Origin of the sequence: Corynebacterium sp. CCUG 65737, from assembly GCF_024454115.1 — a bacterium.
Lineage (GTDB): Bacteria > Actinomycetota > Actinomycetes > Mycobacteriales > Mycobacteriaceae > Corynebacterium > Corynebacterium genitalium.
Genome location: NZ_JAGPZB010000004.1, coordinates 53,784 through 80,763, shown reverse-complemented (window position 1 = coordinate 80,763; position 26,980 = coordinate 53,784). Strand labels below are relative to the sequence as shown.

General features: G+C 64.5%; 25 protein-coding genes. 4 read left to right on the top strand and 21 right to left on the bottom strand.

Annotated elements, in window-relative coordinates:
- Window positions 1–2: 2 nt before the first annotated feature.
- From KBX17_RS04655 to KBX17_RS04620, 8 genes are read right to left on the bottom strand one after another with little or no spacing between them, the layout of a single operon-like run.
- The gene (locus KBX17_RS04655) at window positions 3–1,259 is read right to left on the bottom strand and encodes a bifunctional 3,4-dihydroxy-2-butanone-4-phosphate synthase/GTP cyclohydrolase II (protein ID WP_255995354.1); all 1,257 of its coding nucleotides are present in this window, start codon (window positions 1,257–1,259) and stop codon (window positions 3–5) included.
- A gap of 5 nt (window positions 1,260–1,264) precedes the next feature.
- Window positions 1,265–1,858, bottom strand: a complete 594-nt coding sequence (locus tag KBX17_RS04650; RefSeq protein WP_255997615.1) for a riboflavin synthase — start codon at window positions 1,856–1,858, stop codon at window positions 1,265–1,267.
- On the bottom strand, window positions 1,858–2,943 hold the full coding sequence (ribD, locus tag KBX17_RS04645; RefSeq protein WP_256018676.1) for a bifunctional diaminohydroxyphosphoribosylaminopyrimidine deaminase/5-amino-6-(5-phosphoribosylamino)uracil reductase RibD: 1,086 nt from the start codon (window positions 2,941–2,943) through the stop codon (window positions 1,858–1,860). The genes KBX17_RS04650 and ribD overlap by 1 nt, the downstream gene beginning before the upstream one ends.
- Window positions 2,940–3,611 (bottom strand): ribulose-phosphate 3-epimerase, encoded by a 672-nt coding sequence (gene rpe / locus KBX17_RS04640; protein ID WP_255995351.1) that lies wholly within the window; start codon window positions 3,609–3,611, stop codon window positions 2,940–2,942. Before rpe ends, ribD begins: the two co-directional genes overlap by 4 nt.
- Entirely contained in the window at window positions 3,608–5,068 is a 1,461-nt protein-coding gene (locus KBX17_RS04635) for a transcription antitermination factor NusB (protein ID WP_256018675.1), read from the bottom strand. The genes rpe and KBX17_RS04635 overlap by 4 nt, the downstream gene beginning before the upstream one ends.
- Window positions 5,065–6,012 (bottom strand): methionyl-tRNA formyltransferase, encoded by a 948-nt coding sequence (gene fmt / locus KBX17_RS04630; protein WP_255997613.1) that lies wholly within the window; start codon window positions 6,010–6,012, stop codon window positions 5,065–5,067. Before fmt ends, KBX17_RS04635 begins: the two co-directional genes overlap by 4 nt.
- Window positions 6,009–6,539 carry a peptide deformylase gene (gene def, locus KBX17_RS04625; protein WP_255995348.1) on the bottom strand — a complete coding sequence of 177 codons (531 nt, stop codon included), beginning with the start codon at window positions 6,537–6,539 and terminating at the stop codon, window positions 6,009–6,011. Before def ends, fmt begins: the two co-directional genes overlap by 4 nt.
- A 10-nt stretch (window positions 6,540–6,549) precedes the next feature.
- Window positions 6,550–8,514 (bottom strand): primosomal protein N', encoded by a 1,965-nt coding sequence (locus KBX17_RS04620; protein ID WP_256018673.1) that lies wholly within the window; start codon window positions 8,512–8,514, stop codon window positions 6,550–6,552.
- Between the two features lie 112 nt (window positions 8,515–8,626).
- On the opposite strand from KBX17_RS04620, the gene KBX17_RS04615 reads away from it, so the two are divergent.
- Genes KBX17_RS04615 through KBX17_RS04605 form a run of 3 tightly spaced genes read left to right on the top strand, consistent with a single transcriptional unit; the run spans window position 8,627 to window position 10,692 of the window.
- Complete coding sequence (locus tag KBX17_RS04615) at window positions 8,627–9,442, top strand: polysaccharide deacetylase family protein (RefSeq protein ID WP_255997609.1); 816 nt, start codon at window positions 8,627–8,629, stop codon at window positions 9,440–9,442.
- 44 nt (window positions 9,443–9,486) lie between these two features.
- Window positions 9,487–9,828, top strand: a complete 342-nt coding sequence (locus tag KBX17_RS04610) for a hypothetical protein (RefSeq protein ID WP_255997607.1) — start codon at window positions 9,487–9,489, stop codon at window positions 9,826–9,828.
- 3 nt (window positions 9,829–9,831) lie between these two features.
- Window positions 9,832–10,692: a hypothetical protein gene (locus tag KBX17_RS04605; protein ID WP_256018671.1), complete on the top strand. Its 861-nt coding sequence runs from the start codon at window positions 9,832–9,834 to the stop codon at window positions 10,690–10,692.
- Here KBX17_RS04605 and metK read toward each other — a convergent pair.
- From metK to KBX17_RS04585, 4 genes are all read right to left on the bottom strand, one after another.
- Window positions 10,689–11,897, bottom strand: a complete 1,209-nt coding sequence (gene metK, locus KBX17_RS04600) for a methionine adenosyltransferase (protein WP_256018670.1) — start codon at window positions 11,895–11,897, stop codon at window positions 10,689–10,691. The two genes, KBX17_RS04605 and metK, sit on opposite strands and share 4 nt — an antisense overlap.
- A 25-nt stretch (window positions 11,898–11,922) precedes the next feature.
- Window positions 11,923–13,161 carry a bifunctional phosphopantothenoylcysteine decarboxylase/phosphopantothenate--cysteine ligase CoaBC gene (gene coaBC / locus KBX17_RS04595; RefSeq protein ID WP_256018668.1) on the bottom strand — a complete coding sequence of 413 codons (1,239 nt, stop codon included), beginning with the start codon at window positions 13,159–13,161 and terminating at the stop codon, window positions 11,923–11,925.
- A gap of 95 nt (window positions 13,162–13,256) precedes the next feature.
- Entirely contained in the window at window positions 13,257–14,741 is a 1,485-nt protein-coding gene (locus KBX17_RS04590; RefSeq protein WP_256018782.1) for a hypothetical protein, read from the bottom strand.
- 284 nt (window positions 14,742–15,025) lie between these two features.
- Complete coding sequence (locus KBX17_RS04585) at window positions 15,026–15,643, bottom strand: DUF3558 family protein (protein WP_256018666.1); 618 nt, start codon at window positions 15,641–15,643, stop codon at window positions 15,026–15,028.
- 418 nt (window positions 15,644–16,061) lie between these two features.
- Here KBX17_RS04585 and KBX17_RS04580 point away from each other — a divergent pair, with 418 nt between their 5' ends.
- Window positions 16,062–17,198: an HNH endonuclease signature motif containing protein gene (locus KBX17_RS04580; RefSeq protein ID WP_256018665.1), complete on the top strand. Its 1,137-nt coding sequence runs from the start codon at window positions 16,062–16,064 to the stop codon at window positions 17,196–17,198.
- Window positions 17,199–17,330: 132 nt separating this feature from the next.
- Here KBX17_RS04580 and rpoZ read toward each other — a convergent pair whose 3' ends face one another.
- The 9 genes from rpoZ to pyrR all read right to left on the bottom strand — a co-directional run bounded on the left by rpoZ (window position 17,331) and on the right by pyrR (window position 26,946).
- Entirely contained in the window at window positions 17,331–17,621 is a 291-nt protein-coding gene (rpoZ, locus tag KBX17_RS04575) for a DNA-directed RNA polymerase subunit omega (protein ID WP_256018663.1), read from the bottom strand.
- Window positions 17,622–17,629: 8 nt separating this feature from the next.
- The gene (gmk, locus tag KBX17_RS04570; protein ID WP_040423680.1) at window positions 17,630–18,220 is read right to left on the bottom strand and encodes a guanylate kinase; all 591 of its coding nucleotides are present in this window, start codon (window positions 18,218–18,220) and stop codon (window positions 17,630–17,632) included.
- 10 nt (window positions 18,221–18,230) lie between these two features.
- A complete protein-coding gene (mihF, locus tag KBX17_RS04565; protein WP_005290010.1) occupies window positions 18,231–18,551 on the bottom strand; it encodes an integration host factor, actinobacterial type in 321 nt (106 codons plus the stop codon).
- A 239-nt stretch (window positions 18,552–18,790) separates the two neighbouring features.
- The gene (gene pyrF / locus KBX17_RS04560; protein ID WP_256018662.1) at window positions 18,791–19,603 is read right to left on the bottom strand and encodes an orotidine-5'-phosphate decarboxylase; all 813 of its coding nucleotides are present in this window, start codon (window positions 19,601–19,603) and stop codon (window positions 18,791–18,793) included.
- Window positions 19,603–22,971 carry a carbamoyl-phosphate synthase large subunit gene (carB, locus tag KBX17_RS04555; protein ID WP_256018661.1) on the bottom strand — a complete coding sequence of 1,123 codons (3,369 nt, stop codon included), beginning with the start codon at window positions 22,969–22,971 and terminating at the stop codon, window positions 19,603–19,605. Before carB ends, pyrF begins: the two co-directional genes overlap by 1 nt.
- Window positions 22,972–24,159, bottom strand: coding sequence for a glutamine-hydrolyzing carbamoyl-phosphate synthase small subunit (gene carA / locus KBX17_RS04550; RefSeq protein WP_256003635.1), 1,188 nt, complete (start codon window positions 24,157–24,159; stop codon window positions 22,972–22,974).
- A gap of 31 nt (window positions 24,160–24,190) precedes the next feature.
- Entirely contained in the window at window positions 24,191–25,456 is a 1,266-nt protein-coding gene (locus KBX17_RS04545; RefSeq protein ID WP_255997592.1) for a dihydroorotase, read from the bottom strand.
- Window positions 25,457–26,398, bottom strand: coding sequence for an aspartate carbamoyltransferase catalytic subunit (locus KBX17_RS04540; RefSeq protein WP_255995367.1), 942 nt, complete (start codon window positions 26,396–26,398; stop codon window positions 25,457–25,459).
- On the bottom strand, window positions 26,398–26,946 hold the full coding sequence (gene pyrR / locus KBX17_RS04535; protein WP_005289999.1) for a bifunctional pyr operon transcriptional regulator/uracil phosphoribosyltransferase PyrR: 549 nt from the start codon (window positions 26,944–26,946) through the stop codon (window positions 26,398–26,400). Before pyrR ends, KBX17_RS04540 begins: the two co-directional genes overlap by 1 nt.
- Window positions 26,947–26,980 lie beyond the last annotated feature (34 nt).

The window sequence follows — 26,980 nt, the reverse complement described above, 5'->3', positions numbered from 1 at the left end:
CTTCACACACCGTGCGTGCGTTCCCATTCGGTGACCAGCGGCAGGTCATGGCCCATCCGGTCGCGCTTTGTGCGCAGGTAATAGATGTTGTCGTGGGAGGGGGCGATTTCAATGCGGGTGCGCCCGGCAATGACAGGTCCAAAACCGCTCAAGGCCTCCACCTTGTCCGGGTTGTTGGACAGCACCTCCGCCGAGGCTACGCCGAGATCGGCGAGGATGTGGCCGGCAACGGAGTATTCCCGCGCGTCGATCGGCAAACCCTGCTCCAAGTTCGCATCGACGGTATCGAGCCCGTCGTCCTGCAGACGGTAGGCCTGCAGTTTAGCCACCAGTCCGATGCCGCGGCCCTCATGCCCGCGCACGTACACGATCACACCGCGCCCGGCGGCTTGGATCCGGCGCATGGACTCGTGCAGCTGCGGGCCGCAGTCGCAACGTGTCGAGGAGAACACATCCCCCGTCAGGCACTCCGAGTGGACACGGACCAACACATCGTCGTCCCCGCCCGCCTCGGTGACGTCGCCGACGACGAGGGCGACGTGCTCGGTGCCGTCGACAAGCGCGCGGTAACCGTACGCCGTGAACACGCCGTAATCGGTGGGCAATGTTGTCGTAGCTGCTCGCTCGACCATTGGCTCGGTGCGGCGACGGTGCTGGATGAGCTGCGCGATCGAGATCATTGGTAGGCCGTGCTCGTCGGCGAAGCGGCGGAGTTCAGGCCCGCGCGCCATGTCGGTCGGGTCGTCTTCGGACACGATCTCGCACAGCACGCCCACCGGCGCACAGCCGGCCATGCGGGAAAGATCGACAGCGGCCTCGGTGTGCCCGTCGCGGGCGAGCACCCCGCCAGCGCGGGCACGCAACGGAACAATGTGACCGGGTCGGGTGAACGCCTCCGGGCCAAAGCTCGGGTCGGCGAGCCGGCGGATCGTCTCCGCACGCGAGCGGGCTGAAATCCCCGTCGTTCCCGTCGCCGCATCCACGGTCACGGCATAGGCCGTGCCGCGTGCGTCTTCGTTCTGCGCCACCATCGGCGGCAGGTTCAGTTCACTGGCGCGGGAGTCCTCCATGGACACGCAGATGTAGCCGGAGGAATAGCGCACCATGAACGCAACGAGCTCAGGCGTCGCGTGATCTGCTGCGAAGATGAGGTCACCCTCGTTCTCACGGTCTTCATCGTCGACAACCACGACCGCCCCACCGCGGGCGATGGCTGCCACGGCGTGATCAATAGAATCCAGTCGCAGGGTGTCGCTCATGGGGACTAATGGTAGCCCGCCACCATTTTTTCGACGTATTTGGCCACCACGTCAACTTCCATATTCACCGGCTCGCCGACGGCCAACTCACCGAATGTCGTTTCAGCCAACGTCGTCGGGATGAGCGAGACCTCCACGTAGTCCGCGCTTACCGCAGAGACTGTCAGCGAGGTGCCGTTGAGCGCGATCGAGCCCTTCTCCACGACGTAGCGCGCGAGCTGCTCCGGCAGCGAGAAACGCAGCACGTCCCAGTGCTCTGAACTTTCACGGGAGATGAGCTCGCCGACACCGTCGACATGCCCCTGCACGATGTGGCCACCCATTCGCGCCCCCGCCGCCAGGGCTCGCTCGAGGTTGACGTTCGAGCCGACCTCGTAGCTGCCCAAGCGGGAGCGGTTCAGCGTTTCCTGCATGACGTCGGCGGTGAACACGCCACCTGCAGCCTCCACGACCGTTAGACACACGCCGTCGACGGCGATCGAGTCGCCCGGCTGGGCATCAGCAGTGACTTTCGGTCCGCGCACCGTGAGTCGCACGGCCTCATCGAGCCGCTCCAGCTTCTCGACGCTTCCCACTTCCTCCACCAGGCCCGTGAACATCAAGTCTCCTCTTCCTCGCACTCTTCGCAACGGCGAAGCGCAATGAGCACGTCGTCGTTGCTGGTGTAGTCGACGTAGTCGATCTCATAGCGTTGCGCCTGCGTAAGCGTGCCCACCAATGGTCCATCGATCATGCTGCGTCCAGCCCCGAAAAGCATCGGGGCGACGTATGCGTGAATCGCGTCGACGACGCCGAGCTCGAACACGCTGCGCATAAGCGTCGGCCCGCCTTCTACGATGACGTGCCGCGCCCCGGTCTCCCACAACGCGTCGAGCGCCTCCTGCGGGGTGGCGTACTGCTCGAACCCAAGCCGGGTCAGGTTGCCCTCCGGTACCTCACGCGTGCCGACGACCACCCTGCGCGGCTGCCTCTCCGCTAACGTTCCGTCAGCTTTCCGGGCAGTCAACGACGGGTTATCAGCCAGGGCCGTTCCGGTGCCGATGATGATCGCGTCCACCCGCGAGCGATCCTCATGGACCCACTCGCGGGTGATCGGACCGGTGATCCACTGGCTCGACCCATCCGGCGCAGCCACGAACCCGTCAAGGGTAGCGGCGAACTTGGCGGTGACCGACACCCGGCCGTGGCGCACCGCCGTCAACCATGGCGCAAGTCCGGTCACGTCGTAGGTCTTGTGGTGCACTTCCACCCCGTGCCGGCGCAGGTACTCGGCACCGCCGGATGCCTCCGAATTCGGATCCGGCTCGATGTAGACGACTTTGGCGATACCGGCCGCCACGATCGCTTCCGCACACGGCCCTGTCCGCCCGGTGTGGTTGCACGGTTCAAGGGTGACCAGCATGCACGCGCCCCTCAGCCCGTCATCCCCGACCTTTTCACGCGCCGCGTCGAGGGCGACGATCTCCGCGTGCCGTCCGCCGACAGGTTCGGTTCCCCCGGTGGCGATGATCTCCGGCTCGGCCTGGTCCCAGTCGTCCACGATCACCGGCTCAACCTCGCGGTAGATGACGCACCCGACAGGCGGGTTGGGGCTCGTCGTGCCCCGCACTTCAGCACCGGCGTCGAGCGCTTCCCACAGCGCTGTTTCTTCCTGTTCGGTGAATGTGTGGGTGTAGTGCCTCATACAGCATCCGCCGGGCGGGCCTCGGTCGCCAACCCGCGCAGCTTCTCCACTGCCTCTGCCGGGTCGTGCGCGCCGAACACCGCCGATCCCGCGACGAAAGACTCCACGCCAGCCTCAGCGGCTTGCTTGATGGTGGATTCGCCGATGCCGCCGTCGATGCCAATGATCGTCGATAAGCCAGCGTTTGCGATGTGCTCGCGTAACGTGACCACCTTGTTTAAGACCTCCGGCATGAATTTTTGGCCGCCGAAACCGGGCTCGACGCTCATAATCATGACTTCCTCGAAGTGCTCGAGGTCGCCGAGATACGGCTCGATCGGCGTGCCGGGCTTGATCGCGAATCCAGCCTCGACGCCCAAGTCATGCAGCTTCTTTGCTGCGTTGATGTGGTCGTTCGTTGCCTCGATGTGGAAGACGAGACGGTCGCCGCCAGCATCGATGTAGGTCTCGAACCAGCGCTCCGGCTCCTCGATCATCATGTGGATGTCCAGGAACTGGTCGGTGACGCGGTTGACGGCCTTGGTCACGTCCGGCCCGAATGACAGGTTAGGCACGAAGTGGCCGTCCATGATGTCCACGTGGATCAAGTCGGCGGTGGGTACCTTTTCCACGTCCGCGCCGAGCGCGGCGTAATCGGCGGCCAGGATCGACGGGGCGATGTAGATCATGACTTCATCTTACGGAGAACGGACAGAAACATAGCGTCCGTGCCGTGTCGGTGCGGCCACATCTGCGCACTGAGGTGCTCACCAAGCTCGCCCATCTCCGGAAGGAACTCGCGTGCGTCCAGCTCTTCAACGTCCCCCTTCGCCAGTTGCTTCTCGACGATCCCCCGCGTCTCCCGCGCATCCGGCGAACACGTGGAATACACCACCACACCACCGGGCTTGGCCAGATTCACGGCGGAGGCGAGCAGCTCTTCCTGCAGCGTGTTCAACTCAGCAACGTCGTCTTCGCTCTTGCGCCACCGGGCTTCAGGGCGGCGGCGCAGGGCACCTAGGCCGGAGCACGGGGCGTCCACAAGCACGCGGTCAAAGCCCGCCTCGAGACCGGGATTGCGCCCGTCGGCGACGTGGACCGTCACCGGCAAGCCTTCGGTGCTCTTGCGGATCAACTCAGCGCGGGTCTCCCCGATCTCCACCGCATCGACCGTTGCGCCGTCGATCGCGGCGATGGAGCCCATGAGCGCGGCCTTGCCGCCTGGGCCTGCGCACAGATCCAGCCAACGGCCGTGGTCGCCGCCGTCAGCCTCGACGGGCACTTCGGTCACCGCGCGGGCGATGAGCTGCGAACCCTCGTCTTGCACCGCCGCCATGCGGTCGCGCACCGGTTCGAGTGATCCTGGGTCACCGCCGTCGAGGTAGACAGCGTAGGGGCTGTAGCGCCCCTCCTCGCCACCGGTGACCAGTGCGAGCCCCTCCGCGCTCATCTCCCCCGGCCGCGCAACGAGATGCACTTTCGGCCGCTCCGAATCAGCTTTGAGCGCCGCTTCCAATTCTTCTGCGGGTAACACCCGCGCGAACGAGCGCGCGATCCATTCCGGGTGCGCGGTGCGAAACGCGGTCGCCGCCGGCTCGTCGGACGGCGCGAGCTTATCCATCCATTCATGCGCCGACGTGCGGGCGACAGTGCGCAAGATGCCGTTGACAAAGCCCTTCGCCTTGCCTTGGCCTGCGGCCTCCGCGAGGCGCACTGAGGTGTCGACGGCAGCGTGGTCATCCACCCGCGTCATCAGCAGCTGGTAGGTGCCCAATCGCAACGCCGTCAACACGGCTGGGTCGAGCTCAGTCAGGGGACGCGACGAGCATTCCGCGATGACCGCGTCGAGCACCCCCAGCGTCCGCAACGTGCCGTAGGCCAGCTCGGTGGCAAAAGCAGCATCGCGGCCTTTGACTTTGCGTTCACGGAGGATTTGCGGCAGGACCAGGTTGCCGAACGCGTCCTCCGTCTCCACGCGCAGCACCGCGTCGAACGCGGCCTCGCGTGCAGCGTCGCCAATGCGCGAGTGCGCCTGCGGCCGCTTCTGCGTGTTGTGCCTTTGCTTCGGCTTTCCCTGCCTGGACTGGGACTGCCCTGGCTTGCCCTGCTGCGCGCTCTTCGTGCGCGACCGGAATCCGCCGCTCACTCGAAGACCACCTCCGCACCAGCTCCAGACCTGTCTTCAGAGCCGGAGGTGTGGAGGCCGCGGGCCCAGTCGGTGGCCCGCATCATCTTCTTTCCCGGGGGCTGGATCATGCCCAGCACAACGGACCCGTCGCCGGTGCCAACACGCACTTCGTCCTTGGAAATGGCCACATGCCCCGGCGCGAGTTGCTCGTGGGAGGGGGTGATGGGGCCGACTTTGTAGCGGGCGTCGCCAAGCGTTGTCCACGCTCCGGGGCCCGGTGTGTGGGCGCGAACGGCGCGGTCAATCTCCGCCGCGGAGGACTGCCAGTCAATGCGGGCATCATCTTTCGTGATCTTCGGCGCGTAGGTCGCCTCCCCCTCCTGCGGGGTGAATATCGCGGTGCCGGATTCCAGGTCATCCATGGTGCGGACAAGCAGGTCAGCACCGTCATAGGCCAGGCGCGTCAGCAGGTCATCCGCCGTGTCGGTGGCGCGGATTTCTTCTCGCTGTTGACCGATGATGTCGCCGGTGTCCAAGCCCTGGTCGATCCGGAACGTCGTGGCGCCGCTGAATTCGTCGCCGTGGAGAATCCCCGCCTGCACGGGGGCGGCCCCGCGCCACTGCGGCAGCAGCGAAAAGTGCAGGTTGATCCAGCCGTGGCGGGGAATGGTCAGAAAGTCCTCTGGGATGAGATTGCCGTAGGCGACAACGGGGATAGCGTCAGGGGCCAGCTCCGTCAGTCGGGCATGCGCCTCCTCGTTATCGCGAAGCGTCTCTGGGGTGAGCACCTCGATGCCGTGCTCCATAGCCAGCGCCTTGACCGGCGACGGATGCAGGGTGCGGCCGCGGCCCTTCTTCGCGTCCGGGCGGGTGAGCACTGCGACGACCTCGTGATCGGAGGCGATGAGCTTCTGCAGTGCGACGACGGCCGGTTCGGGTGTGCCTGCGAAAATCAATCTCATGCCCTGTCTCCTTCCTCAACCAGCTCCCCCTGTGCCTGGTACCAATCCGCACCGCGGATAACCGCCATGGCTTCCTTGCGCACCTCCGGCTCCAAACGCCGCAGGAACAGCACCCCGTCCAGGTGGTCTGTTTCGTGCTGGATGCAGCGCGCCAGCAAGCCGTTGCCGCGGATTGCCACCGGACGGCCGAACTCATCTTGGCCGCGAGCGATGACGTTCTCGTGCCGCTCCACCTCAGCCTGAATGCCCGGGATGGACAAACAGCCCTCTGGGCCGATCTGCACGTAGTCGTCGATCGGCTCCCACACCGGATTGATCAGGGCGCCGCGCATGCCGTTGCAGTCGTAGACAAAAATGCGCTTGGTCAGCCCGATCTGGTTGGCAGCCAAGCCCACGCCGCCGGCGGCATCCATCGTCTCCAGCATGTCACTGACCAGCGTGCGTAGCGCTTCGTCGAACGTGTCGATGCGGGTGGCTTCGGAATTGAGCACCGGATCCCCGAAGATCCTGATGGGGCGAACTGTCATGGGCGCGAGTCTAACCAATGTCCATCGGATTGATGGTGATGCGCAGCGGCGCCTCCTGTTTGCGGGTGGCGCGGTTCGCGTTCGCCGCCCGCAGCGCCTTGCCCAGCGCAGTGCGCGTCGACAGCGGGGCGCGGATGAGCACGCGCTGTTGATAGGTCTCGTCACCAAGGTCAACCGGGCCGAGCACCTCCGCGTGCGGCGGCAAATCGATGTGCGCCAGGAAATCCGTCAGCGACTCCCTAGGCGAATCCACCGCCGCCATGTGCACCGCGGGCGGGAACCGCACCTCACGCCGCGCTTCCAGCTCGTGGGCCGCATATCCGGGCGCATCCCAGCGGATGAGGTGCTGGACGACGGGCAGCGCGGGGTCTGCGACAACGACAACGTCGCCTTGCTTATCGACGAGCCCCGCCGCCCCCATCCACTTCGCCAACGCCTCCTCACTCGCCCGCATGTCCGGGCGGCCGAGCAACGCCCACGTATCTAACAGGACAGCGGCACCATAACCTCCGCTGGCGCGTGGTTCTGCCCCCGGCGTGGCGACGACGATGGCGGGCCCGCCCGGCACCTCCTTGAGAATCTTCTCTCCCCAGGACATGATCACCTTGGCCGGTGCGAAGGCGCGGCCGAGTTCTTCCGCGGTGCGCTGCGTTCCCAGCACGACGGCCCTCAGGCGGTGCGAGCCGCACACGGGGCACACGTACGACGAGTCCATCCGCCCACACCAGCGGCATGTCGGTGCGGCGGCTTCCCCGCCACTGGGCAGGCCCAGCGGTCCGTTGCACGCGCGGCAGCGAGCTGGTTCGCGGCAATTTCCGCACGCCAAGGACTGCACATACCCGGTGCGCGGTACTTGGAACAACACCGGCTTGTCGGCGGCCAGCGCCTTGCGTGCGGCCTCGAACGCGACAGACGGGATGCGGGCAGCGGCCGCGCGCGGGTCTTTCTCCAACGCGAAGTCGCTGTCGCCAGCAGCGTGAATGAACGGCGACCGAGCCCGCACCGTCGCACGCGGCGCCACCAAGTCGTGCGCCCACCCGGATTCCACAAGCAACTGCGTCTCCGCCGTGCGTGCGTGGCCACCGATGATGAGCGAGACCTTCTCGATCGCTGAGCGCGTAGTCAGCACCTCTCGCGCGTGGGTGTACGGGGCGCGCGGGTCGACGAGAGAATCGTCGCCGTCGAACATCACGACGGCTAGTTGCAGCTTTTCGACGGGCGCGAACCCCGCCGACCGCGTCCCCACCACAATCCGGCCCTGCCCATGCAGCACCGACAGGAACCGGCTGTACCGGGCCTGGGGGCCGAGCGAAGCCGTGAGCGTGGTGATCTGCCGCGGCCCCACCAGCTCGCGCAGGGCTGCATCGACCGTGTCCACGTCCGTCTGGTCGGGCACGACAATGAGGACTCCCCCGCCGTCCTTCGCCACCTTCGTGGCCAGCGCCGCCAGCGCGGCAGCCCAATCGTCGCCAGGCGCAATCTGCCAGGCCGCCCGCGCGAGTGTTCCGCCGATGACGGCATCAACAAAGGATTCCCCGTGCTCGTAGGCGCTCCAGGCGCTCAAGTCCGGCTCGGCTGCCTCGCCCAGCTCTTCCCACGCTGTGGTGGTGTCCGTTTCCTCGGCTTTGGTGTGGCGCGGCGGGATAGCGGTGCGGATGAGGTCGGACCGGGTGGCGGCGTATCGGTCGGCTAATGCGTCGATAAGCAAGCGCATGCGCTCTGGATAAACCACCTCCGGGGAGACGACACGCCCAATGAACCGCAGTTTCCCCTCGTGATCGCTGGTGGCGGCGCGCTCGAGCACCAGCGCATCCACGAGCCGCCCCGCAAAACGAATGCGCACACGCACGCCCGGCTGCGCGGCTTCCGAGTCTGATTCGGCCACCAGGTAATCAAACGGCCGGTCCAAATGCGGCAAACCCAGAAGCGGCAAGACACGCGCAACAGGGTTGTCCGTGGCGAGCGTCTTAGGCATGCCCCACATCGTAGCTTGACCCCTGGACACCACCGACGCATACTCAATGCAGCTGTGTGCAGTGCGCATTCAGTTGCGCGCTGACTGTCTCTACCCTGTTGTGCCCCGGAACATGATGAAACGCTCTCTATTCTCCGTGCTTGCGGCTGCCGTCTGTGTAGTTCCCCTAGCGGCGCCTGCCGCCCCCGCAGCGGCTGACCCGAGCTCTGCTGACCCCGCGCTCACGCTCGACACCGAGACGCTGCAAACACCGTCGATGAGCGTCGTGCCAGAGCCATCCGGCGAGGCCATGCCGAAGCTCGATGTCCCGTCGGAGGACTGCTCCGACTGCGTGGCGGTCACGTTTGATGACGGCCCTTCCGACGAGACCGTCCGCCTGCTCAACATTCTGCGCGACATGGACGCCAAGGCCAGCTTCTTTGTCATCGGGACGGGTGCCGAACTACGACCCGGCATATTGCGCCGCATGCTCAACGACAAGCACACCATCGCCAACCACTCGCGCAACCACCCGCCGCTGTCCACGCTCGCCGACGCTGGCATTATGAACGAGCTCGACGTGACCAACGCCGACATCAAGGATGCCGTGTTCTGGGGTCCGCGCTGGCTGCGCCCGCCCTATGGCGACATGGACGCCCGTGTGGCCTCCATCGCCGGCAGCCGCGGTCTCTCGCTGGCAATGTGGGATGTGGACACCAACGACTGGCAGCACCACAACGCAGCAACGTCGTGCGATATCGCCGTCGGTCAATCCCAGCCTGGCTCGATCATTCTGCTGCACGACATCCACACAGAAAGCGTCGACGCCGTCCCGTGCATCATTGACGGGCTGCGCGCGAAAGGCCTGCGCCCTGTCAGCCTCGACGAGATGATTCCCGAGCCGGAAGCCGGCAGGACCTACACCAACAAATTCACCCCCGCGTCTTAGGCACCTTCACGCCCGGCCCCCGGCAGCGCCTAGAGTGTGAGGCCATGGACGAAGAGAGAACTGGCTGGACTAAAGCGACCCCCTACATCGTGATGGCCGCCTACGTGGTGGGGCCGCTCGTGCTCATTCCCCTCGGCAGCGTCGCGCTCGTCATTGCGTTCATCTTCGCCACCGCCGCCATCGCCGGGCTTATCGACGGCTACACCCACCGGTTCACGTGGTCGCTGCCCTTCTTCACCGGCGCGGGCTTCGCCATCGCCAAGATCCTCTACTTCAACGACGGGACCTTCATATACGCGTTCGGGTGTTTCCTCCTCACCGCGGCGGCTGCGGCGATTGGCGCGACGCTGTCACCAAAGGCGCCTGCGCGCCCCGAGGAGGCTTAACCCATGGAAACGTGGAGTTTGCGCCACCCCGAATACGGCCTCATTGAGGTCCGCGCCGGTTTCGACCAGGAGTTCCGGGACATCCACTCCGATTGGCCCAGCAGCAGTGACGACGAAAAGAGCGGCGGCACGCAGCTCACCGCAGACTCGTCGCTCGTTGAGCGCGCCCAATCGAGGTTCCGCAATCCGCGCACCCGCGTCGAAGTGCTTGTCGACGGCCGCCCCCAACACCGCTTCGAGCAACTCGAATCCGACCGCTTTCACCTATTCGTCCGCGCTCCCTCCCAAGGCGCGCCAGACGAACTGCGCCCCATGGCGACCCTCGGTGTCGACCGCAGCAAACCCAACCTGAAGGTCGTCGTGAGCCCCTTCAGGGAGATCCTCCAGATCGACTTCCGCGAAGGCGACACAGTTGTGGAGTTCGATCCGCCGCCGGGGAGTCGGGGTGAGAAACGTCGTCAAGCGATGGAGTCGAGCGACCTGAAGCGCACCGCAATCCCTATCCTCGAGGGGCTGGGCAAAGGTGGCTGGGCTCTGCTGATCCTGCTGCTCGGGCCGCTGCTGGCGCGGCTGCTTCCGGACTGGGAGATACCAGACATCACCCTACCTTCGCCGCCGCAGATGGATCTGCCGGTGCCGAACCTGCCACAGATGAACCTGCCGACCTTTGACTTCTCCCTGGATATCCCGGACCTGCCGGAGCTGCCCGAATGGGTGAAAGTGGTCATCGAGCACAGCAATATTTGGCTGCCGATTGTCGTCGGCATCGTGGTGGGCATTGTCGCGTTGCGCAACCACCGGAAATCGGAGGCGCAGAAGCGGCAATGGGGCGAAACCCGCGACGAGCGCGAACCGCGCGACTAGATTCCTGCGGCGGCCTTCAGGTCGTCGACCTTGTCCAGCGCCTCCCACGGGAAGTCCACGTCGGTGCGGCCGAAGTGGCCATACGCCGCCGTCGGCGCGTAGATCGGGCGCAGCAGGTCGAGCTCGCGGATGATCGCCGCGGGGCGCAGGTCGAAGACCTTTTCCACAGCCTGCTGAATAGACTCACTGGTCTGTCCGTCGGCAGCGGTGCCGAAGGTCTCCACATACAGACCCACCGGCGTCGCCCGGCCGATCGCGTAGGCGACCTGGACCTCGACGCGTTTGGCCAGGCCTGCGGCGACGATGTTCTTGGCCACCCAGCGCATCGCATACGCTGCCGAACGGTCCACCTTTGACGGGTCCTTGCCGGAGAACGCGCCGCCGCCGTGGCGGGCCATGCCACCGTAGGTGTCCACGATGATCTTTCGGCCGGTCAGCCCAGCATCCCCCATCGGCCCGCCGAGCACGAAGGATCCCGACGGGTTGACCAGCAGCTTCGTCTCGTCGGTTAAGAAGTCTTCCAGGCCCGCTTCGCGGAGGACGTGCTCGAGGACGTGGGTGCGCAGTGCGTCGACAAGCTCCTGGCCCGTGAAGTCCGGATCGTGCTGCGTAGAGATGACCACAGTGTCCAGGTAGACGGGTGTGTCACCGTCGTAGGCGTAGGTGACCTGCGTCTTGCCGTCCGGGCGCAAGCCGCGCACAATGCCGTCCTTGCGCACCTGCGTCAGGCGGCGCGACAGGCGGTGGGCCGTGGAGATCGGCAGCGGCATGAACTCGGGCGTCTCGTCGGTGGCGTAGCCGAACATGAGGCCCTGGTCGCCGGCACCGGCCTTGTCCTCCGCCTCGGTCGACTCGTTGGAGCGGACTTCGAGCGAATCTGTCACGCCGTCGGAAATTTCCGCGGACTGGTCGCCGATCGCGATGTTCACACCGCACGTGCGACCGTCGAATCCGACCTCCGAAGAGGTGAATCCGATCTCGACGAGCTTGTCGCGCACCAGCTTCGCAATGTTCGAGTAGGCCTGGGTGGTCACCTCGCCCACCACGTGCACCTGGCCGGTGGTCACGAGCGTTTCCACCGCCACACGCGAATGCGGATCCTGGGCGAGCATGTCGTCGAGGATGGTGTCAGAAATGGCGTCACAAATCTTGTCCGGGTGGCCCTCGGTCACGGACTCGCTGGTGAAAAGGCGGTGGAAAGTCATGGTGCCCAAGAATAGACCAAGCGGTCTAATTGGGCAACAGCTTCTCTATCGCGTCCCAAATACCGGCCGCCACCTCGTGCTTTGTGCCGTCGGCGACCTCCTCAACGCCGCCGTCCTTCGACAGCAGCCAGCCGCTGTTGCGCTTCTCACCGAACACTTTGCCGCCACTGACGTCATTGACCATGAGCATGTCCGCGCCCTTGCGCGCGAGTTTCGCCTTGCCGTGCTCGAGCGGGGTGTCTGTCTCCGCCGCGAATCCCACGATCGTCGCAGGCACGTGCTTGTCGACGAGCCCCTTCAAAATGTCCGGGTTCTCCACCAACTTCACGGTGCTGAGCGAGTCGTCCGCCTGGCCCTTCTTCAGCTTGCTGGTCGCCTCTTCCTCTGGGCGGTAATCGGCAACGGCGGCGGCCATGATGACGATGTCTGCGCCTTCCGCCGCGTCATTGACCGCCTGTTCCATGTCACGGGTGGAGCGCACCCTGACGATGTTCGCGCCCGGTGGGGTGAACAGCTCATCCGTGGCACCGGCGACGATCGTGACGTCCGCCCCACGGTGTACAGCGATGTCCGCGAGCGCAAACCCCTGGCGCCCCGAGGACCGGTTACCGATGAAGCGCACGGGATCAATATTCTCCTGCGTCCCGCCGGCGCTGATGACGACCTTCTTGCCCTCCAGCGAGCGCTCAAACCGCCCCCGCTTGACGACGGTGCGCGCCATCTCCGCAATCTGCTCCGCCTCCAACATGCGACCCGCACCAGTGTCCGTGCCCGTCAGCCGGCCGTGGGCGGGTTCGAGCACGATCACGCCGCGGCGGCGCAGCGTCGCAACGTTGTCGCGCGTAGCCGGGTTCTCCCACATCTCCGTGTGCATTGCCGGGGCGAGCACCACCGGACACGTGGCGACGAGCACTGTTGCCGTTAACAGATCATCCGCCCTGCCTGCTGCGATGCGCGCGATGGTGTCCGCTGTCGCCGGCGCGATGACAATGAGGTCGGCCTCCTTACCCACGCGGACGTGCTGGACCTCATCCACCTTCGCGAACACGCCTGTATCCACCGGGTTGCCCGAAAGAGCCTCGAACGTTGCGGCGCCGACGAAGCTCAGCGCGGCCGGGGTAGGCACGACGCGCACGCTATGCCCCGCTTCGGTGAACTCGCGGACGAGGTGGCACGCCTTATAGGCCGCAATGCCTCCGGCAACACCAACGACGACATTAAGGGGCGTGTGCTCGGAGATCATCTCTGCAGACTGGTCGCTCATGTGGTCCGAGCTTACCTGCAGTAGCGGCCATAATCTGGTCGCTCCTCCCGCACTGCCCGGCCGCAACTATCCGCCTGGCCACAGCCCGGTCGCGGCTATCTGCGCGGTTCGCGCACCCACGCGCCGATCACGCCCGGCACCACTTCGGGTGCCTCGCCGAGCAGCGCCTTGAGGTTGCCTTCGCGCTCGACAGCAGACGTGACCGCCTGCACCCGGCCCTTCTTGCCCTTCCGGCCGCGGTTGGCTCCACCGCCGTAGGCCCCCGGCACACCCGCAGCACCACCACGTGCTGCTTGGTTGCCCTGACCGCCAATGAAGGTGTTCGACCCCGCGCCGCCAGCACCCGCACCTGCTCCTGCGCCCGGTCCAGCGCCCACACCGGGACCAAGACCTCCCGCTCCGGCACCCGCACCTGCTCCCAGGGCTCCCGCACCGGAGCCCGATCCGGCACCAAGCCCGCCTGCGCCTGCTCCGGCTCCAAAGCCGCCAGTGCCGAAGCCGCCAGCACCCATGCGGCCGAGTCCACCTGTCCCCCGGGCTCCGCCAGTGCCTGCTCCTGTGCCGGCCCCCGCGCCAGCGAACGGCACGCCACCAAAGCCTGACGCAGCAGCTGCCGGCCCGCCGCCGGCACGGCCCGGATTCCCCATCGGTGCCACTGCCAAGCCAGGCCCGCCACCAGTCATTGCGCCACCGACTGGTGCCGACAAGCTACCCGGCAAAGAAGCCCCAGCGCCCGCCGGCAGAGGCGGAAGTGAAGGCGCTGCCGCACTCGCCGCCTGGGTCGGAGTCGCACCGGCAGCGATAGATTGCAACATGTCGGGGTTGGGGCGGCCGACTTGAGAGATGACCTCGGCTGGCGTTGTAGCACGGGCAAGTTCACCGTAGCCGGCGTCCGCAAACGCGTCCTGCATCACCTTGGGCAGCGGAATCGACTCGAAAGCACGACCGGCCTGAACGTCCGGCGCCGTCACCCCGGAACCGCCACCGCTTGGAGAATCCAAAGGCAAGAGCAGTTGCGTAAAGCTGGGGGTTACCGGCACCAATTCGGCCGTCAGTTTCGGGGAGAATGTTTCAAGAAACGTCTCTTCGAACGCCTTTGCCAGGCCTGGACTCCCTGACGCCCTCATCACCGCTAACGCCGACGCCGTTTGAAGTGAATTGGATTCCGTCACAAGAACAAGGTCTGCAGTATGCGAAGCCAATATCCCCGCCCTGGCCGAATACGCGGTGCCGGCGATTTCCACCGAACTGAGATGAGACATGGCACGCTGGATTGCGGGAGTCTCCGACGACGATGCCAGCAGACTGAGCGCCTGCGGAATAGCGCTCACAGCGTCCCCGACGGATGTGGCTGTACCGAGCCAGTTCTCCGAGATACCCGTCATCGAACCAACATCCGTCGCGATGAGCTGGCCAAATAGGGTCTCCAGACTGAAGGGACGTCCAGCAAAAGGGTTCAAAGCCGCGAACAGGCTCGTAGTCGGCTTAGCAACGGTGAGCGAATCGATCTTCTCCTCCGTGCGCGCACGCGCTGCACCGCCATCGACCTGGTCGAACGCAGTGGCGTTCATTAAGTCCATGTTTCGAAACGCAGCCGAGTTGAACCGCAATATGTCCGCAGCGTTTTTAAGGAGCTCAGCCAAAGCCTTAGTAGCCTCCGGCTCACTGACGGAACTGATTGCGTTGTGCATCGAACCAGCATGATCAAGTCCCGAAACCTGCGAATATGCTGCCGCTCCTCCGAAAGACGAAAACCTCGTATCTTTAGCCAATGATCGGCTCGCATTTTTCAATGTTTCGGCTGCTGACTCGATCGAGGCTACATCAACAACAACATTCATGATTCCTCCCCCTGTAGATCCATCTAGATCTCGTATAAGTGATCGAGAACGGTCACTGCCTCATTGCAAAGCTCCTCAAAAGTGACCGAGCCTTCAAACCGTCCTGCTAGAACCGAGAATTGCCCCCGTACGGTATCTACGGCTGCGATACAAGACTCTTCCTCGTCGTCGAATCCGCGGTACGTGACAGCGTCGTCTACGACATCAGACATGTCGACTGATACCCGTTCCGCACCTGCGACAATTTCATCCTTCGTTGAAGATGCGGTTGCGACCAAGTAGATAAGGTTTGGATCGCCCCCTTCTAGTGCGCAACCCCAACCACCGTTGTGGATCAAGTAGCGGCTTTGCCCCGTTGATTCGAATCCGATTTGTGCAAATTCTTCAGCGGAAATCTCTTGGCAGGGGTCAAAGAGGTTATCTTTGATGTCTTCGTAAACGAAGTCCCCTAGCTCAAGAGTTCCGCTCCGGAAGTGGAACGCTGGGCGTTCCACTTCCGGTTCCCCTGTGGCCGGTAAACCGCCCTCGGTCTGGTTGTCTCCCTGGGCTGGTATGCCCAAGTTCTGAACTTCCAAACCGCAGCCAGCTAGAGTTAGCGCCAACATAACCCCAATGACGATGGAGAACCCCCGATCTCTCATTTCCCCCGTCCTTTCCCAGCGCGGCGGATCATCGTCGGTTAGTGCTGACTCTGGCTAGCTACCACCTCGGTGTTCAGACCCCTAGACCTAACCTTGGTGGTGAAAATGATCTTATCCGGTGCCGCAGGATGCGCGACCGGAAGCGCTCTGCATACAAATTTGATTGCTCAGGCAACCATCAGCTAATGGCAGGTGGGAACGCGTGTCGCATAACGGAAAACTCATCAAAACAAACAAAATCGGCGGCACCCCCAAATTAGGGTAACCAGCGTCTTGATTCGACATTTACGCTGGCTAGATGCACTTTCCGGGCGTAGAAGGAAGCTGCAACCTGCGATCCCTAACACCGTTTGCGTTGCACACTGTAGTGCGCAACGCACGCTTTACCGGGTCTTGAGGCGTCGTTAGCCTGAGAAACATGAACTTCACTTCGCTAATACAAGCTGTGGCAGAGGCACCGTTAGACGCCTTGTCGGGCTTCGACCGGTCTGCCGCGCTCGCTGCGGGCTTGTCCCCCGCGCGCGTTGGCGAATGGCAACTCGTCCACAGTGCGTACTTCGGGCCCACGCACTCGACTCAAGCGGCCCGGGATCAACGTGACGCGGCTTCGGCGGCCCGCGAGGCTGCGATTAGCCTCGACATGCTTGCCGTGATTGAACGCAGCATCAGCCATCTTGAGTCGGACGCGCAGCGCGCGGAGTTTAGGGGGCGGTTGCTTAAAGCGTCGACAAGCGTGACGACGTGCCAGGCGCTCCACCGCCTCGCCAGAAGCATCGTCCCAGCCAGAAAGCCGAGCCCGGGCAAGTCCGTCCGCGTCAGCGCGTCATGCAACGGACTGCGCACCGCGGTCATCACCGCATGCGAGCACGTCATGGCCGACCTCGAAGCCGCGCTACGAGCAGATATCGACGCCGGCCACCCCGCCGGGCCCCAGATGGCCGCCGCCTTCGAGCAGCTCATGCGCAGCGGTGCGGGTGTTCCTCACGCAGCGCCCAGGCCGGTGATTCTCGTGCCTGCACCGGAGCTGTCACGCATCATCGCAGGTGAAGGGGATGAGATCGTCCTTGGGTTGACCGACGGCACCACGATCACCGGCGCCGATTTCCTGGCCTCGTACTTCGCCAACGGCGTGCACGGCCTCGAAGTCGCCTTGTTCCACCCCACGGAGGGCCCGGTCAACCTTTACCGCAGCCGCCGCTTCGCCAGCCCGAAGCAACGCACGTTGGCCAAGGCGACGCAACCCATCTGCGCGAGCCCGGATTGCCGCATGCCGGCTGAGCACTGCGAGATCCACCATGTTGACCCGTGGAAGAACGGCGGGCCCACCAACATGAACAACCTCACCGTTTTGTGCAGCTACCACAATCGCATTAACGACGATGACGACCACATCCACAAACGCGGCCGCATCGCCATCAATAACGGGCGCCCCACCTGGGTCTCTCCGACCGGTCACCCGCGGGCGAACAAACGCCACCCGTACGGCGCGATGACGACCCTCTTTGGCGACTCGCCAACGCCAAAGGCGCGAGCCGGCCAGGCGATAGCTAGTTAAACACCTTTACGTATGACCCGGACCGCGCAGCGGCCACCGGGCAATCCGGCGCGCCCGAAAACAGCCGAAATAGTAAAAGGCGCGGGCTCCGACGTTGTTCGTCGATGAGCTCGCGCAATAAAACGTGGGTGCTTACTGGCCCTCTTCGTGCTCCAGCAAGCCTGCTTCGATCTCGCGGAGAGCGATGGACAGCGGCTTCTCACCCTGTTGCGGGGTGACCAGCGGGCCGATGAACTCGAACACGCCCTCGTCCTGCTCCTGGTAGTAGCTGTTGATCTGGCGGGCGCGCTTAGCGGCGAAGATCACCAGGGCATACTTGGAGGAGACCTTGGTCAGCAGTTCGTCGATAGGCGGGGCGGTGATGCCTTCGGGCGCGTCGTATACGTGCTCGTTGACTTCTGCATTAGCTAGGTCGTTGGTCATGCTCACACCTATTCGTTGTTCGGACGGCGGACGCTCAAGAGAATATCATTGATCTCTTGGACCGCGTCATCCAGGTCGTTGTTGATAATGACGTCGTCGAACTCGTCTTGGGCGGCGAGCTCGGCGCGGGCCGTTTCAAGTCGACGCGCAATGACGTCGTCGGACTCGGTTGCGCGGCCGGTAAGACGCTCGACAAGCACCTCCCAAGACGGGGGCGCCAGGAAGACGGTCACTGCCTCCGGCATGATCGCCTTGATGTTGCGGGCGCCTTCCAGGTCGACTTCAACGAGAACCGGCCGGCCAGCCGCCAGCGCCTCGCGCACGGGCTGGGCCGGAGTTCCGGATCGCTGCAGGCCGCCGTGAATCTCAGCCCACTCGAGCATCTCGCCGGAGTCGATGCGGTTCTGGAACGCCTCCCGGGTGACAAAGAAGTAGTCCTTGCCGTCCACTTCCCCGGGCCGCGGGTCGCGGGTGGTCATGGAAACGGAGAAATATAGGTCCTCGACAGCCTCGCGCAGCCGCCGCACGATGGTTGACTTACCAACGGCGGAAGGGCCAGCCAAAACTACCAGCCGGCCCTTCCCGTTCACGTTTGTCACGGACTGTGCCTTAAGCGTCGAAGCCGAAGCGTTCGAGCAGAGCGCGGCGCTGACGGTCACCGAGGCCGCGCAGACGGCGGGTCTGGGCGATCTCGAGTTCCTCCATGATCTCGCGAGCCTTGACCTTGCCCACCTTCGGCATTGCCTCGAGGAGTGCGGAGACCTTGGTCTTGCCGATGATCTCGTCGGACTCAGCCTTGTCCAGGACTTGCTTGAGGTCGGTGTCGCCGCGCTTGAGGGATGCCTTGAGCTCGGCGCGCTGCTTGCGTGCCTCGGCAGCCTTAGCGAGTGCTTCCTGGCGCTGTTCCGGGGTCAGTTCGGGAAGGGCCACTGGGTTCCTCCATGTCTATTGGGGTCTGTTGGGTCTGGTGAAAACGGACCAGGGATGATCCTGTCCAACGCCGACGCATCGAATTACATCGCTGCAATCCGCCGACTTCGGGCAAGTGTATCACTGGGAATTTTCTGACGCGATCGACACGACTGCATTTTGCCATGTCAGCGCATGTGGCCGCGTCAACGCCTATAACCTACCAGCAGTTTTAGTTGAGCTGTTAACTAGGGTCGCCACTACGCGCGCCCCACCAGCGCTTTCGCACGTTTTCGCAGTTCAGAGGTGTCGGGTCCGGCGCTGAGAACCGAGCGGGAAACGTTGGGAAAGGCCAGGTTATCGCCGGCGATGCGGGTGACGTCGTCAAGCGTTGCGCCCTGCGCGCCGACGCCGGGCATGAGCACGGGAGCATTGAGTCCGTCAAGCACGGGAGGCTTTGCGACGGTCGCACCCACCACCACCCCGACGTGCCCGATGCGCATACCGCGGTTGTAGTCGGCGCACTCATCGACCATGGTTTGCGCGAGCGTCGTGCCGGTGCCGGACAGCGTTTGCGACTGCAGAGCTTCGGCTTCCGGATTCGAGTTCGCCGCCATGATGAACACGCCCCGGCCTTCACGCCCCGCCATCTCAATCGCTGGTTCGAGCGATCCGACACCGAGGTACGGGGTGAGTGTCACCGCGTCGGCCCGCAGCGGCGAGCGGTCGTCGAGCCAGGCGTAGGCGTAGCCCTCCATCGTCGAGCCAATGTCGCCGCGTTTCGCGTCGGCGCAGCTCAAGCTCTCGCTTTCGCGGATCTGCTCCAACGTCTCCTCGAGCACCGCGAACCCCGCGGCGCCGAAGCGCTCGAAAAAGGCGACTTGCGGCTTGATCAACGCGACGTGGCCGACGAAGGCGTCCACGCACCGGCGCGAGAACTCTCGCAGGCCGTCGACGTCGCAGCTCAAGCCCCAGTCACGCAGGAGCGACTCGTGCGGGTCGATGCCGACGCAGAGCCGACCGAAGTCGTCGCCTGCCGCGGCGAGCCGCTCACCAAAAGGTGCGCGCGCCACTACTTCGCCTCCGTAGTTGCGGGGGTGTGCTCGAGTTCTTGCAGGCTGGTCACGGTAATCTCGTTGGCGCGCAGAGCTTCGATGCCCTGGACCGCAGCGACGATGCCCTGCACGTTTGTCATCAGCGGCACGTTGCTGGTCACGGCGGCTGCGCGGATCTCGTAGCCGTCCTGGCGGGCGCTGCCGGAGCCGGCAGGGGTGTTGAGGATCATGTCGATCTCACCGTCGTAAATCCGGTCGACGATCGACTTGCCGTCGGCACCGTCACGCACCTCGGAGGCCTTCAGCGCGGTCTCGCAGTCAATCCCGTTGCGGCGCAGCATCTGGGCGGTACCGCCGGTGGCCACGATCCGGAAGCCCATCGTGAACAGGCGCTGGATGGGGAAGATCACCGCACGCTTGTCGCGGTTGGCCACCGACACAAACACCGTGCCCTCCTTCGGCAGCGCGCCGAAAGCAGCCGCCTCGGCCTTGGCGTAGGCCACACCGAAGCTGGGTGCCAGGCCCATGACCTCACCGGTGGACTTCATCTCCGGGCCAAGAGTGGTGTCCATGACCTTGCCCTCTGGGCTGCGGAATCGGGTGAACGGCAAGACTGCTTCCTTGACTGCGATCGGGTGCTCGAGTGGCAAGGACCCGCCGTCGTAGGTGCGGGGAAGCAGACCTTCGTCGATAAGCTCAGCGATGGTGGAGCCCATCATGATGCGCGAGGCAGCCTTCGCCATGTGCACGCCGGTCGCCTTGGAGACGAACGGGACCGTGCGCGACGCACGCGGGTTGGCCTCAATCACGTAGAGAATGTCGTCCTTCAGAGCGAACTGCACATTCATCAGACCCTTGACACCGATGCCTTCGGCGAGTGCGACGGCGGAGCGGCGGACCTTCTCAATGTCCTCCGGGCCGATCGTCATCGGCGGCAGCGCGCAGGCGGAGTCGCCGGAGTGAATGCCGGCTTCCTCAATGTGCTCCATGACGCCGCCGAGGTAAATGTCGGTGCCGTCGGACAGTACGTCGACGTCGATCTCGATCGCGCCCTCCAGGAAGCGGTCCACCAGCACCGGGTGATCCGGGGTCAGCTCAGTGGCACGGTTGATGTAGTCCTCCAGGCTGGCCTCGTCGTACACGATTTCCATGCCGCGGCCGCCGAGCACGTAGGACGGACGGACCAGCACCGGGTAACCGATCGACCCAGCCACCGTACGCGCCTCCTCGAAGGAGGTCGCGGTGCCGAACGCCGGGGCGGGCAGCTTGCCGGCCTCGAGCACCTTGCCGAATTCGCCACGGTCTTCGGCCAGGTTGATGGCTTCGGGGGTAGTGCCCACGACCGGGACGCCGGCGGCGGCAAGCTTCTGCGCAAGGCCGAGCGGGGTCTGGCCACCGAGCTGAACAATCACGCCGGCGACAGTGCCGCTTTCCCGCTCCGCGCGGTAGATCTCCATGACGTCCTCGAACGTCAACGGTTCGAAGTAGAGGCGGTCGGCGGTGTCATAGTCCGTGGACACGGTCTCCGGGTTGCAGTTGACCATGACCGTTTCGTAGCCGACGCGCGAGAGCTCTAGTGCTGCGTGAACGCAGGAATAGTCGAACTCGATGCCCTGGCCAATGCGGTTCGGGCCGGAGCCCAAGATGATGACCTTCTCGCGGGAATTGTCGCCAGCGCCCGCGCCAGAAGACGAGACTTCGGACTCGGCGTTCGGGTCGTACTCGTACGCGGAGTAGAGGTACGGCGTCTGCGCCTCGAACTCGCCGGCGCAGGTGTCCACGGTCTTGTACACGGGGTGGACGCCCAGGGACCAGCGCAGGGAGCGCACGCCGTCTTCGCCGGCGAGCTCCGGGCGCAGGGCTGCGATCTGAGCGTCGGACAGCCCGTAGACCTTGGCCTCGCGCAGCAGCTCAGCGTCGAGCACGGGGGCGTCGATAAGCGTCTGCCGGAAGTCGACGAGCGCCTTGAGCTCGGCGAGGAACCACGGGTCGATGCTGGATGCTTCGTAGACCTGGTCGATGGAGGCGCCAAGCCGCAGCGCGAGTTCTGCGTCATAAAGGCGCTTATCGGTGGGCACGCGCAGGTCATCGAGCACCGCAGCGAGGTCGTTTTCGCGGCCTTCGGCGAAGTAAGCATCCGGGCGCGTCCAGAAACCGTTCGGCTTGTCCTCCATGGAGCGCATGACTTTGTTCAGGCCCTGGATGTAGTTGCGGCCGATGCCCATGGCCTCGCCGACTGCCTTCATGGAGGTGCCCAGCGTGTCATCGGCGCCGGGGAATTTCTCGAAGGCGAAACGCGGCATCTTCACGATCACGTAGTCGAGCGCCGGCTCGAACGCGGCCGGGGTGACGCCGGTGATGTCATTGGTGATCTCGTCGAGCGTGTAGCCGATGGCGAGCTTGGAGGCGATCTTCGCAATCGGGAAACCGGTCGCCTTTGACGCCAATGCCGAAGAACGGGACACACGCGGGTTCATCTCGATGGTGATGATGCGCCCGTCGACCGGGTTGACCGCGAACTGGATGTTGCAGCCGCCGGTATCCACGCCGACTTCGCGGATGATCGCGATGCCTTGGTCGCGCATCGTCTGGTACTCGCGGTCCGTCAACGTCAGCGCTGGAGCGACGGTGACAGAGTCGCCCGTGTGCACGCCGAGCGCGTCGACGTTCTCGATCGACGCGATGACCACAACGTTGTCATCGCCGTCGCGCATGAGCTCCAGCTCGAATTCTTTCCAGCCAAGGATGGACTCCTCGATCAAGACGTTCGCTTCCGGGGATGCTTCCAACCCGTCGCCGGCGATGCGCTCGAGGTCCTCCATGGTGAACGCCAGGCCAGAGCCGAGGCCGCCCATGGTGAACGACGGGCGGACGACGACGGGTAGACCCAGCTCAGCGACAGTGTCGCGGACCTCGTCCATGTTGAAGCAGACTCGGGAGCGCGCGGACTCACCGCCGATCTTCTCCACGATGTCCTTGAACATCTGGCGGTCTTCGCCGCGTTCGATCGCATCGATGTTGGCACCGATAAGCTCCACGCCGTGCTTGTCCAGGATGCCCTGGCGGTCCAGTTGAATCGCGGCGTTGAGCGCCGTCTGGCCGCCGAGAGTCGCGAGAATCGCGTCGACGGGGTTGGCCTGTTCCGCCTCACGGGCGAGGATCATGTCGATGTATTCCGGCGTGATCGGCTCGACGTAGGTGTGGTCGGCGAACTCCGGGTCGGTCATGATCGTCGCCGGGTTGGAGTTGATCAGGGTGACGCGCAGGCCTTCTTCTTTGAGCACGCGGCAAGCCTGGGTGCCGGAGTAGTCGAATTCGCAGGCTTGGCCGATGACGATCGGACCGGAGCCGATGACCAGGACGTGGTTGATGTCTTCGCGTTTCATTTAAGCATCCTTCCCATTGGCCGAGTGGTTCTCCATCAGGCCGATGAACTGGTCAAAAAGCGGGTTTGCGTCGTGCGGCCCGGCTGCGGACTCGGGGTGGTACTGCACGGAGTAGGCCATGCCGGTTTCCAGGGCGACACCTTCGACGACATCGTCGTTCAAGCAGGTGTGGGTGACCACGGCAGGGCCGAAGTCAGTGTCGAAGGTGCGGCTGTCCTTGACATCGTCTGCTGTGAATCCGTCCGGCATCTGCAAGGCAAAGCCGTGGTTCTGCGAGGTGATGTCGATCTTGCCGGTGACGTGGTTTTTCACCGGGATGTTCACACCCCGGTGGCCGAATTTGAGCTTGTAGGTCTCCAGTCCCAGCGCGCGGCCGAGGATCTGGTTGCCGAAGCAGATGCCGAACAGTGGAATGCCTTTCTCGATGACGCCGCGCGTGACGTCGACCATCGTGTCGGCAGTTGCCGGGTCGCCCGGGCCGTTGGAAATGAACACGCCGTCGGGGTTGTGGCCAAGTACCTCGTCGACCGGCGTGTTGGCCGGCACGACGACAGTCTCGATCCCGCGCTGCGCGAAATGCCGCGGCGTGGCGGTCTTAATTCCCATGTCATAGGCGACAACTGTGAAGCGCTTCTCCCCCTCCGCTGGGATGACATAGGTCTCGTCGGTGGAAACTTCGCCGGCGAGGTCGGCGCCTTCCATCGATGGTTGCTCGTTCACGCGCGCGACAAGCTTATCGACGGACTCACCTGCCTCCTCACCAAGGAAGATCCCAGCAGCAATCGAGCCGTAGTTGCGCAGGTGGCGCACCAGAGTGCGGGTATCCACACCGTAGATGCCGGGGATGTTCTGGGACTTCATCTCGTCGTCGAGGCTGCGTTGCGCGCGCCAGTTGCTCACGGTGCGCGACAGGTCACGGATGACCAAGCCGGCGACCCAGATCCGGTTGTCGTGGGATTCGTTGTCCTCGTCGTTCCAGCCGGTGTTGCCGATCTGCGGGGCGGCTGCCACGACAATCTGGCGGTGGTACGACGGGTCGGTCATGGTCTCTTGGTAGCCGGTCATGGCCGTGGTGAACACGGCTTCGCCGAAGACCGGGTTTGCGGCGTCGCTGGCACCGAAGGCGAAACCGGGGAAGGTCTTTCCGTCGGCAAGGACCAGCACGGCCGGGATGCGGGTGGTGCTCATTGTAGTGCTCCTTTTGTCTCTTGAGTGCTGGTTAGCGCAGGAATGTCGGGGTGCCGCGGAGGATGGTGGCGCTCACGCAGGCGTTGAAGTTCATGTTCTCGTAGGGGGTGTTGTTCGCCTTCGAGGCCATGTCCGCGCCGTGCGCGGTCCATCCGGCGTCCGGGTCGACGAGCGTCAGGTTCGCCGGCTCCCCAACCGCAATGGGGCGGCCCTGGTCGGATAGGCCGAGAATTTCGGCGGGCCGCTCGCTCATGACGCGCGCGACAAAGCGCCAGTCAGCCAGGCCCGACTCGACAAATACATGCGCCACAATGCTTAACGACGTCTCCAGCCCGAGCATCCCCGGCTTCGCGTGCTCGAATTCCACGCACTTGTCTTCGGAGCCGTGGGGGGCGTGGTCGGTAGCGATGACGTCGATGGTGCCGTCGAGAAGCGCGTCGCGCAGCGCGATGGTGTCGCGGTGTTCGCGCAGCGGCGGATTGACGCGGAAGAGGCCGTCGTAGGTTTCCAGCTTGGCGTCGGTGAGCAGCAGGTGGTGCGGTGTGACCTCGGCGGTGGCCTCGATCCCCTGTTCCTTAGCCCAGCGCAGCAGCGCCACGGTGCCCTCGGTGGAGGCGTGGCAGATGTGGTAGCGGCCGCCGTAGTCGCGGGTCATGATGAGATCGCGTGCGACAATGGACTCTTCGGCCACACGCGGCCAACCGCGCAGGCCGAGGCGGGCGGCGTTGGCGCCTTCGTGTGCACTGGCGCCCTCGGTCATTCGGTGGTCTTCAGCGTGCTGTGCCAGCACGACGTCGTGAGCCTTGGCGTACTCGATCGCGCGGCGCATCAGCTGCGGGTCGTTGACGCAGCGGCCGTCGTCAGAAAACATGCGGACGTGGTTGCGGGCGAGCAGCCCGATCTCGGTGAGCTGCTTGCCCTCCAGGCCCTGCGTGATGGAGCCGACCGGGTAGACGTCGCACTTACCGTAGGCCTGGCCCTTTTCCCATACCGCTTCGGCGAGGAAAGGCTGGTCAATGACCGGCTGAGTGTTCGCCATGGTGAACACGGCGGTGAAACCGCCCTTGGCGGCGGCATCGGAGCCGGTAGCGATGGTCTCGGTGTCCTCGCGGCCGGGCTCACGCAGGTGCACGTGCATATCGACGAGCCCCGGCAGCAGCACGTGGCCATCAGCGTCGATCGTGTCGGCGGCGTCAAAGCGGGAATCCCCCATCTCCGCGATGACACCGTCGCGGATGAGGATGTTGGTCGTGTCCTCGCCGTAAGGGCGGACGTTGTTGATCGCAAGCGTGGTCATCTAGATCTCCTCTCCGCTCGCCAGCAAGGTGAATAGGACCGCCATGCGGGTGTACACGCCGTTGGTCACCTGGTTCAGAACCACCGCGTTGGGGCGGTCGGCGACGGCGAAGTTGATCTCCATGCCGCGCAGCATCGGGCCGGGGTGCATGATCAGGGCATCACTACCCAGTTTGTCAGCGCGAGCTTCCGACAACCCGTACAAGGTGGCGTATTCGCGGTGGGACGGGAAGAACCCGCCGAGCATGCGCTCCGCCTGAACGCGCAGCATCATCACCACATCGGGCGCGACCCCGTCAGCACCGCCCTCCAACTCGGCATCGAAGTCGTAGCACACCTTGCACGGCCAGGTCTCCACACCGGCCGGCAAGAGCGTCGGCGGGGCGACCAGCACAACCGTCGCGCCAAGCGCCGAGAGCAAGTCCACGTTCGACCGCACCACGCGCGAGTGCAAGCAGTCGCCGACGATGAGCACTTTCTTGCCCTCTAGGTCGCCGATGTGTTGGCGCATCGTCACAGCGTCGAGAAGCGCCTGGGTGGGGTGCTGGTGTTGGCCGTCGCCGGCGTTGATGATGCTCGCATCCGGCACCCACTGGCGCAGCAGATTAGGCGCGCCGGAGGCCGGGTGCCGCATGATGATCGCATCCGCGCCGACCGCCTCGATGGTCAGGGCGGTGTCCTTGAGTGACTCGCCCTTTTTCACCGACGAGCTAGAGGCAGAGACGTTGATGACATCGGCGCTCATCCATTTGCCCGCTGTCTCAAAAGACGAGCGTGTGCGCGTGGAGTTCTCGTAGAACAGCGTGAACACCGTCCGCCCGCGCAGCGTCGGCAGCTTTTTCATCTCGCGGCCGTCGAGGGCTTCGCGGAACCGGTCCGCCTCATCCATCAGGCCGATGATTTCTTCGCGGGACAAGTCCGCGATGCTGATCAGGTGCTTCATCATTCACCGTCCTTGATCAAGGTGACGCCGTCGGAGTCGTCGATCGGCGTGAGGGTGACTTCGACATCCTCACTGCGCGAGGTGGGAATGTTCTTGCCCACGTAATCCGCGCGGATCGGCAGCTCGCGGTGTCCGCGGTCAACAAGCACCGCCAGCTGAATGACCTGCGGTCGCCCGATATCCGCAATGGCATCGAGGGCGGCGCGGATGGTGCGGCCGGAGTACAAGACATCGTCGATAAGCACCACGATCGCGTCGTTGATGTCGACCGGAATGTCGGTGGGCAACAGCGCACGGTGCGGACGTGCCCGCAGATCGTCGCGGTACAGCGTGACATCTAAACTGCCAACCGGGACGGTGACCCCGGCGAACTCTGCGATCGCCGCGGAGATGCGCTTTGCCAGCGGCACTCCCCCCGACGGAATCCCCAGCAAAACAACCGACGGTGCGTCGGGTGCATCAAGCGCTGTTTTCTCGATGATTTGATGCGCGATGCGTGCAATCGTGCGCGACACGTCGTTGGCGTCGAGCAACTGTGTGGCACTCATCGAACCTCCTTCCCCGCCTCTCTGTGCGGAATTT

What these genes read in the sequence shown, in the direction of transcription:
- KBX17_RS04655 (WP_255995354.1), bottom strand. Translation starts at nt 1,259, where the DNA reads ATGAGCGACACCCTGCGACTGGATTCTATTGATCACGCCGTGGCAGCC.
- KBX17_RS04650 (WP_255997615.1), bottom strand. Translation starts at nt 1,858, where the DNA reads ATGTTCACGGGCCTGGTGGAGGAAGTGGGAAGCGTCGAGAAGCTGGAG.
- ribD (WP_256018676.1), bottom strand. Translation starts at nt 2,943, where the DNA reads ATGAGGCACTACACCCACACATTCACCGAACAGGAAGAAACAGCGCTG.
- rpe (WP_255995351.1), bottom strand. Translation starts at nt 3,611, where the DNA reads ATGATCTACATCGCCCCGTCGATCCTGGCCGCCGATTACGCCGCGCTC.
- fmt (WP_255997613.1), bottom strand. Translation starts at nt 6,012, where the DNA reads ATGAGATTGATTTTCGCAGGCACACCCGAACCGGCCGTCGTCGCACTG.
- def (WP_255995348.1), bottom strand. Translation starts at nt 6,539, where the DNA reads ATGACAGTTCGCCCCATCAGGATCTTCGGGGATCCGGTGCTCAATTCC.
- KBX17_RS04620 (WP_256018673.1), bottom strand. Translation starts at nt 8,514, where the DNA reads ATGCCTAAGACGCTCGCCACGGACAACCCTGTTGCGCGTGTCTTGCCG.
- KBX17_RS04615 (WP_255997609.1), top strand. Translation starts at nt 8,627, where the DNA reads ATGATGAAACGCTCTCTATTCTCCGTGCTTGCGGCTGCCGTCTGTGTA.
- KBX17_RS04610 (WP_255997607.1), top strand. Translation starts at nt 9,487, where the DNA reads ATGGACGAAGAGAGAACTGGCTGGACTAAAGCGACCCCCTACATCGTG.
- KBX17_RS04605 (WP_256018671.1), top strand. Translation starts at nt 9,832, where the DNA reads ATGGAAACGTGGAGTTTGCGCCACCCCGAATACGGCCTCATTGAGGTC.
- metK (WP_256018670.1), bottom strand. Translation starts at nt 11,897, where the DNA reads ATGACTTTCCACCGCCTTTTCACCAGCGAGTCCGTGACCGAGGGCCAC.
- coaBC (WP_256018668.1), bottom strand. Translation starts at nt 13,161, where the DNA reads ATGAGCGACCAGTCTGCAGAGATGATCTCCGAGCACACGCCCCTTAAT.
- KBX17_RS04590 (WP_256018782.1), bottom strand. Translation starts at nt 14,741, where the DNA reads ATGGACTTAATGAACGCCACTGCGTTCGACCAGGTCGATGGCGGTGCA.
- KBX17_RS04585 (WP_256018666.1), bottom strand. Translation starts at nt 15,643, where the DNA reads ATGAGAGATCGGGGGTTCTCCATCGTCATTGGGGTTATGTTGGCGCTA.
- KBX17_RS04580 (WP_256018665.1), top strand. Translation starts at nt 16,062, where the DNA reads ATGAACTTCACTTCGCTAATACAAGCTGTGGCAGAGGCACCGTTAGAC.
- rpoZ (WP_256018663.1), bottom strand. Translation starts at nt 17,621, where the DNA reads ATGACCAACGACCTAGCTAATGCAGAAGTCAACGAGCACGTATACGAC.
- carB (WP_256018661.1), bottom strand. Translation starts at nt 22,971, where the DNA reads ATGAAACGCGAAGACATCAACCACGTCCTGGTCATCGGCTCCGGTCCG.
- carA (WP_256003635.1), bottom strand. Translation starts at nt 24,159, where the DNA reads ATGAGCACCACCCGCATCCCGGCCGTGCTGGTCCTTGCCGACGGAAAG.
- KBX17_RS04545 (WP_255997592.1), bottom strand. Translation starts at nt 25,456, where the DNA reads ATGACCACGCTTGCGATCAACAACGTCCGCCCTTACGGCGAGGACACG.
- KBX17_RS04540 (WP_255995367.1), bottom strand. Translation starts at nt 26,398, where the DNA reads ATGAAGCACCTGATCAGCATCGCGGACTTGTCCCGCGAAGAAATCATC.
- pyrR (WP_005289999.1), bottom strand. Translation starts at nt 26,946, where the DNA reads ATGAGTGCCACACAGTTGCTCGACGCCAACGACGTGTCGCGCACGATT.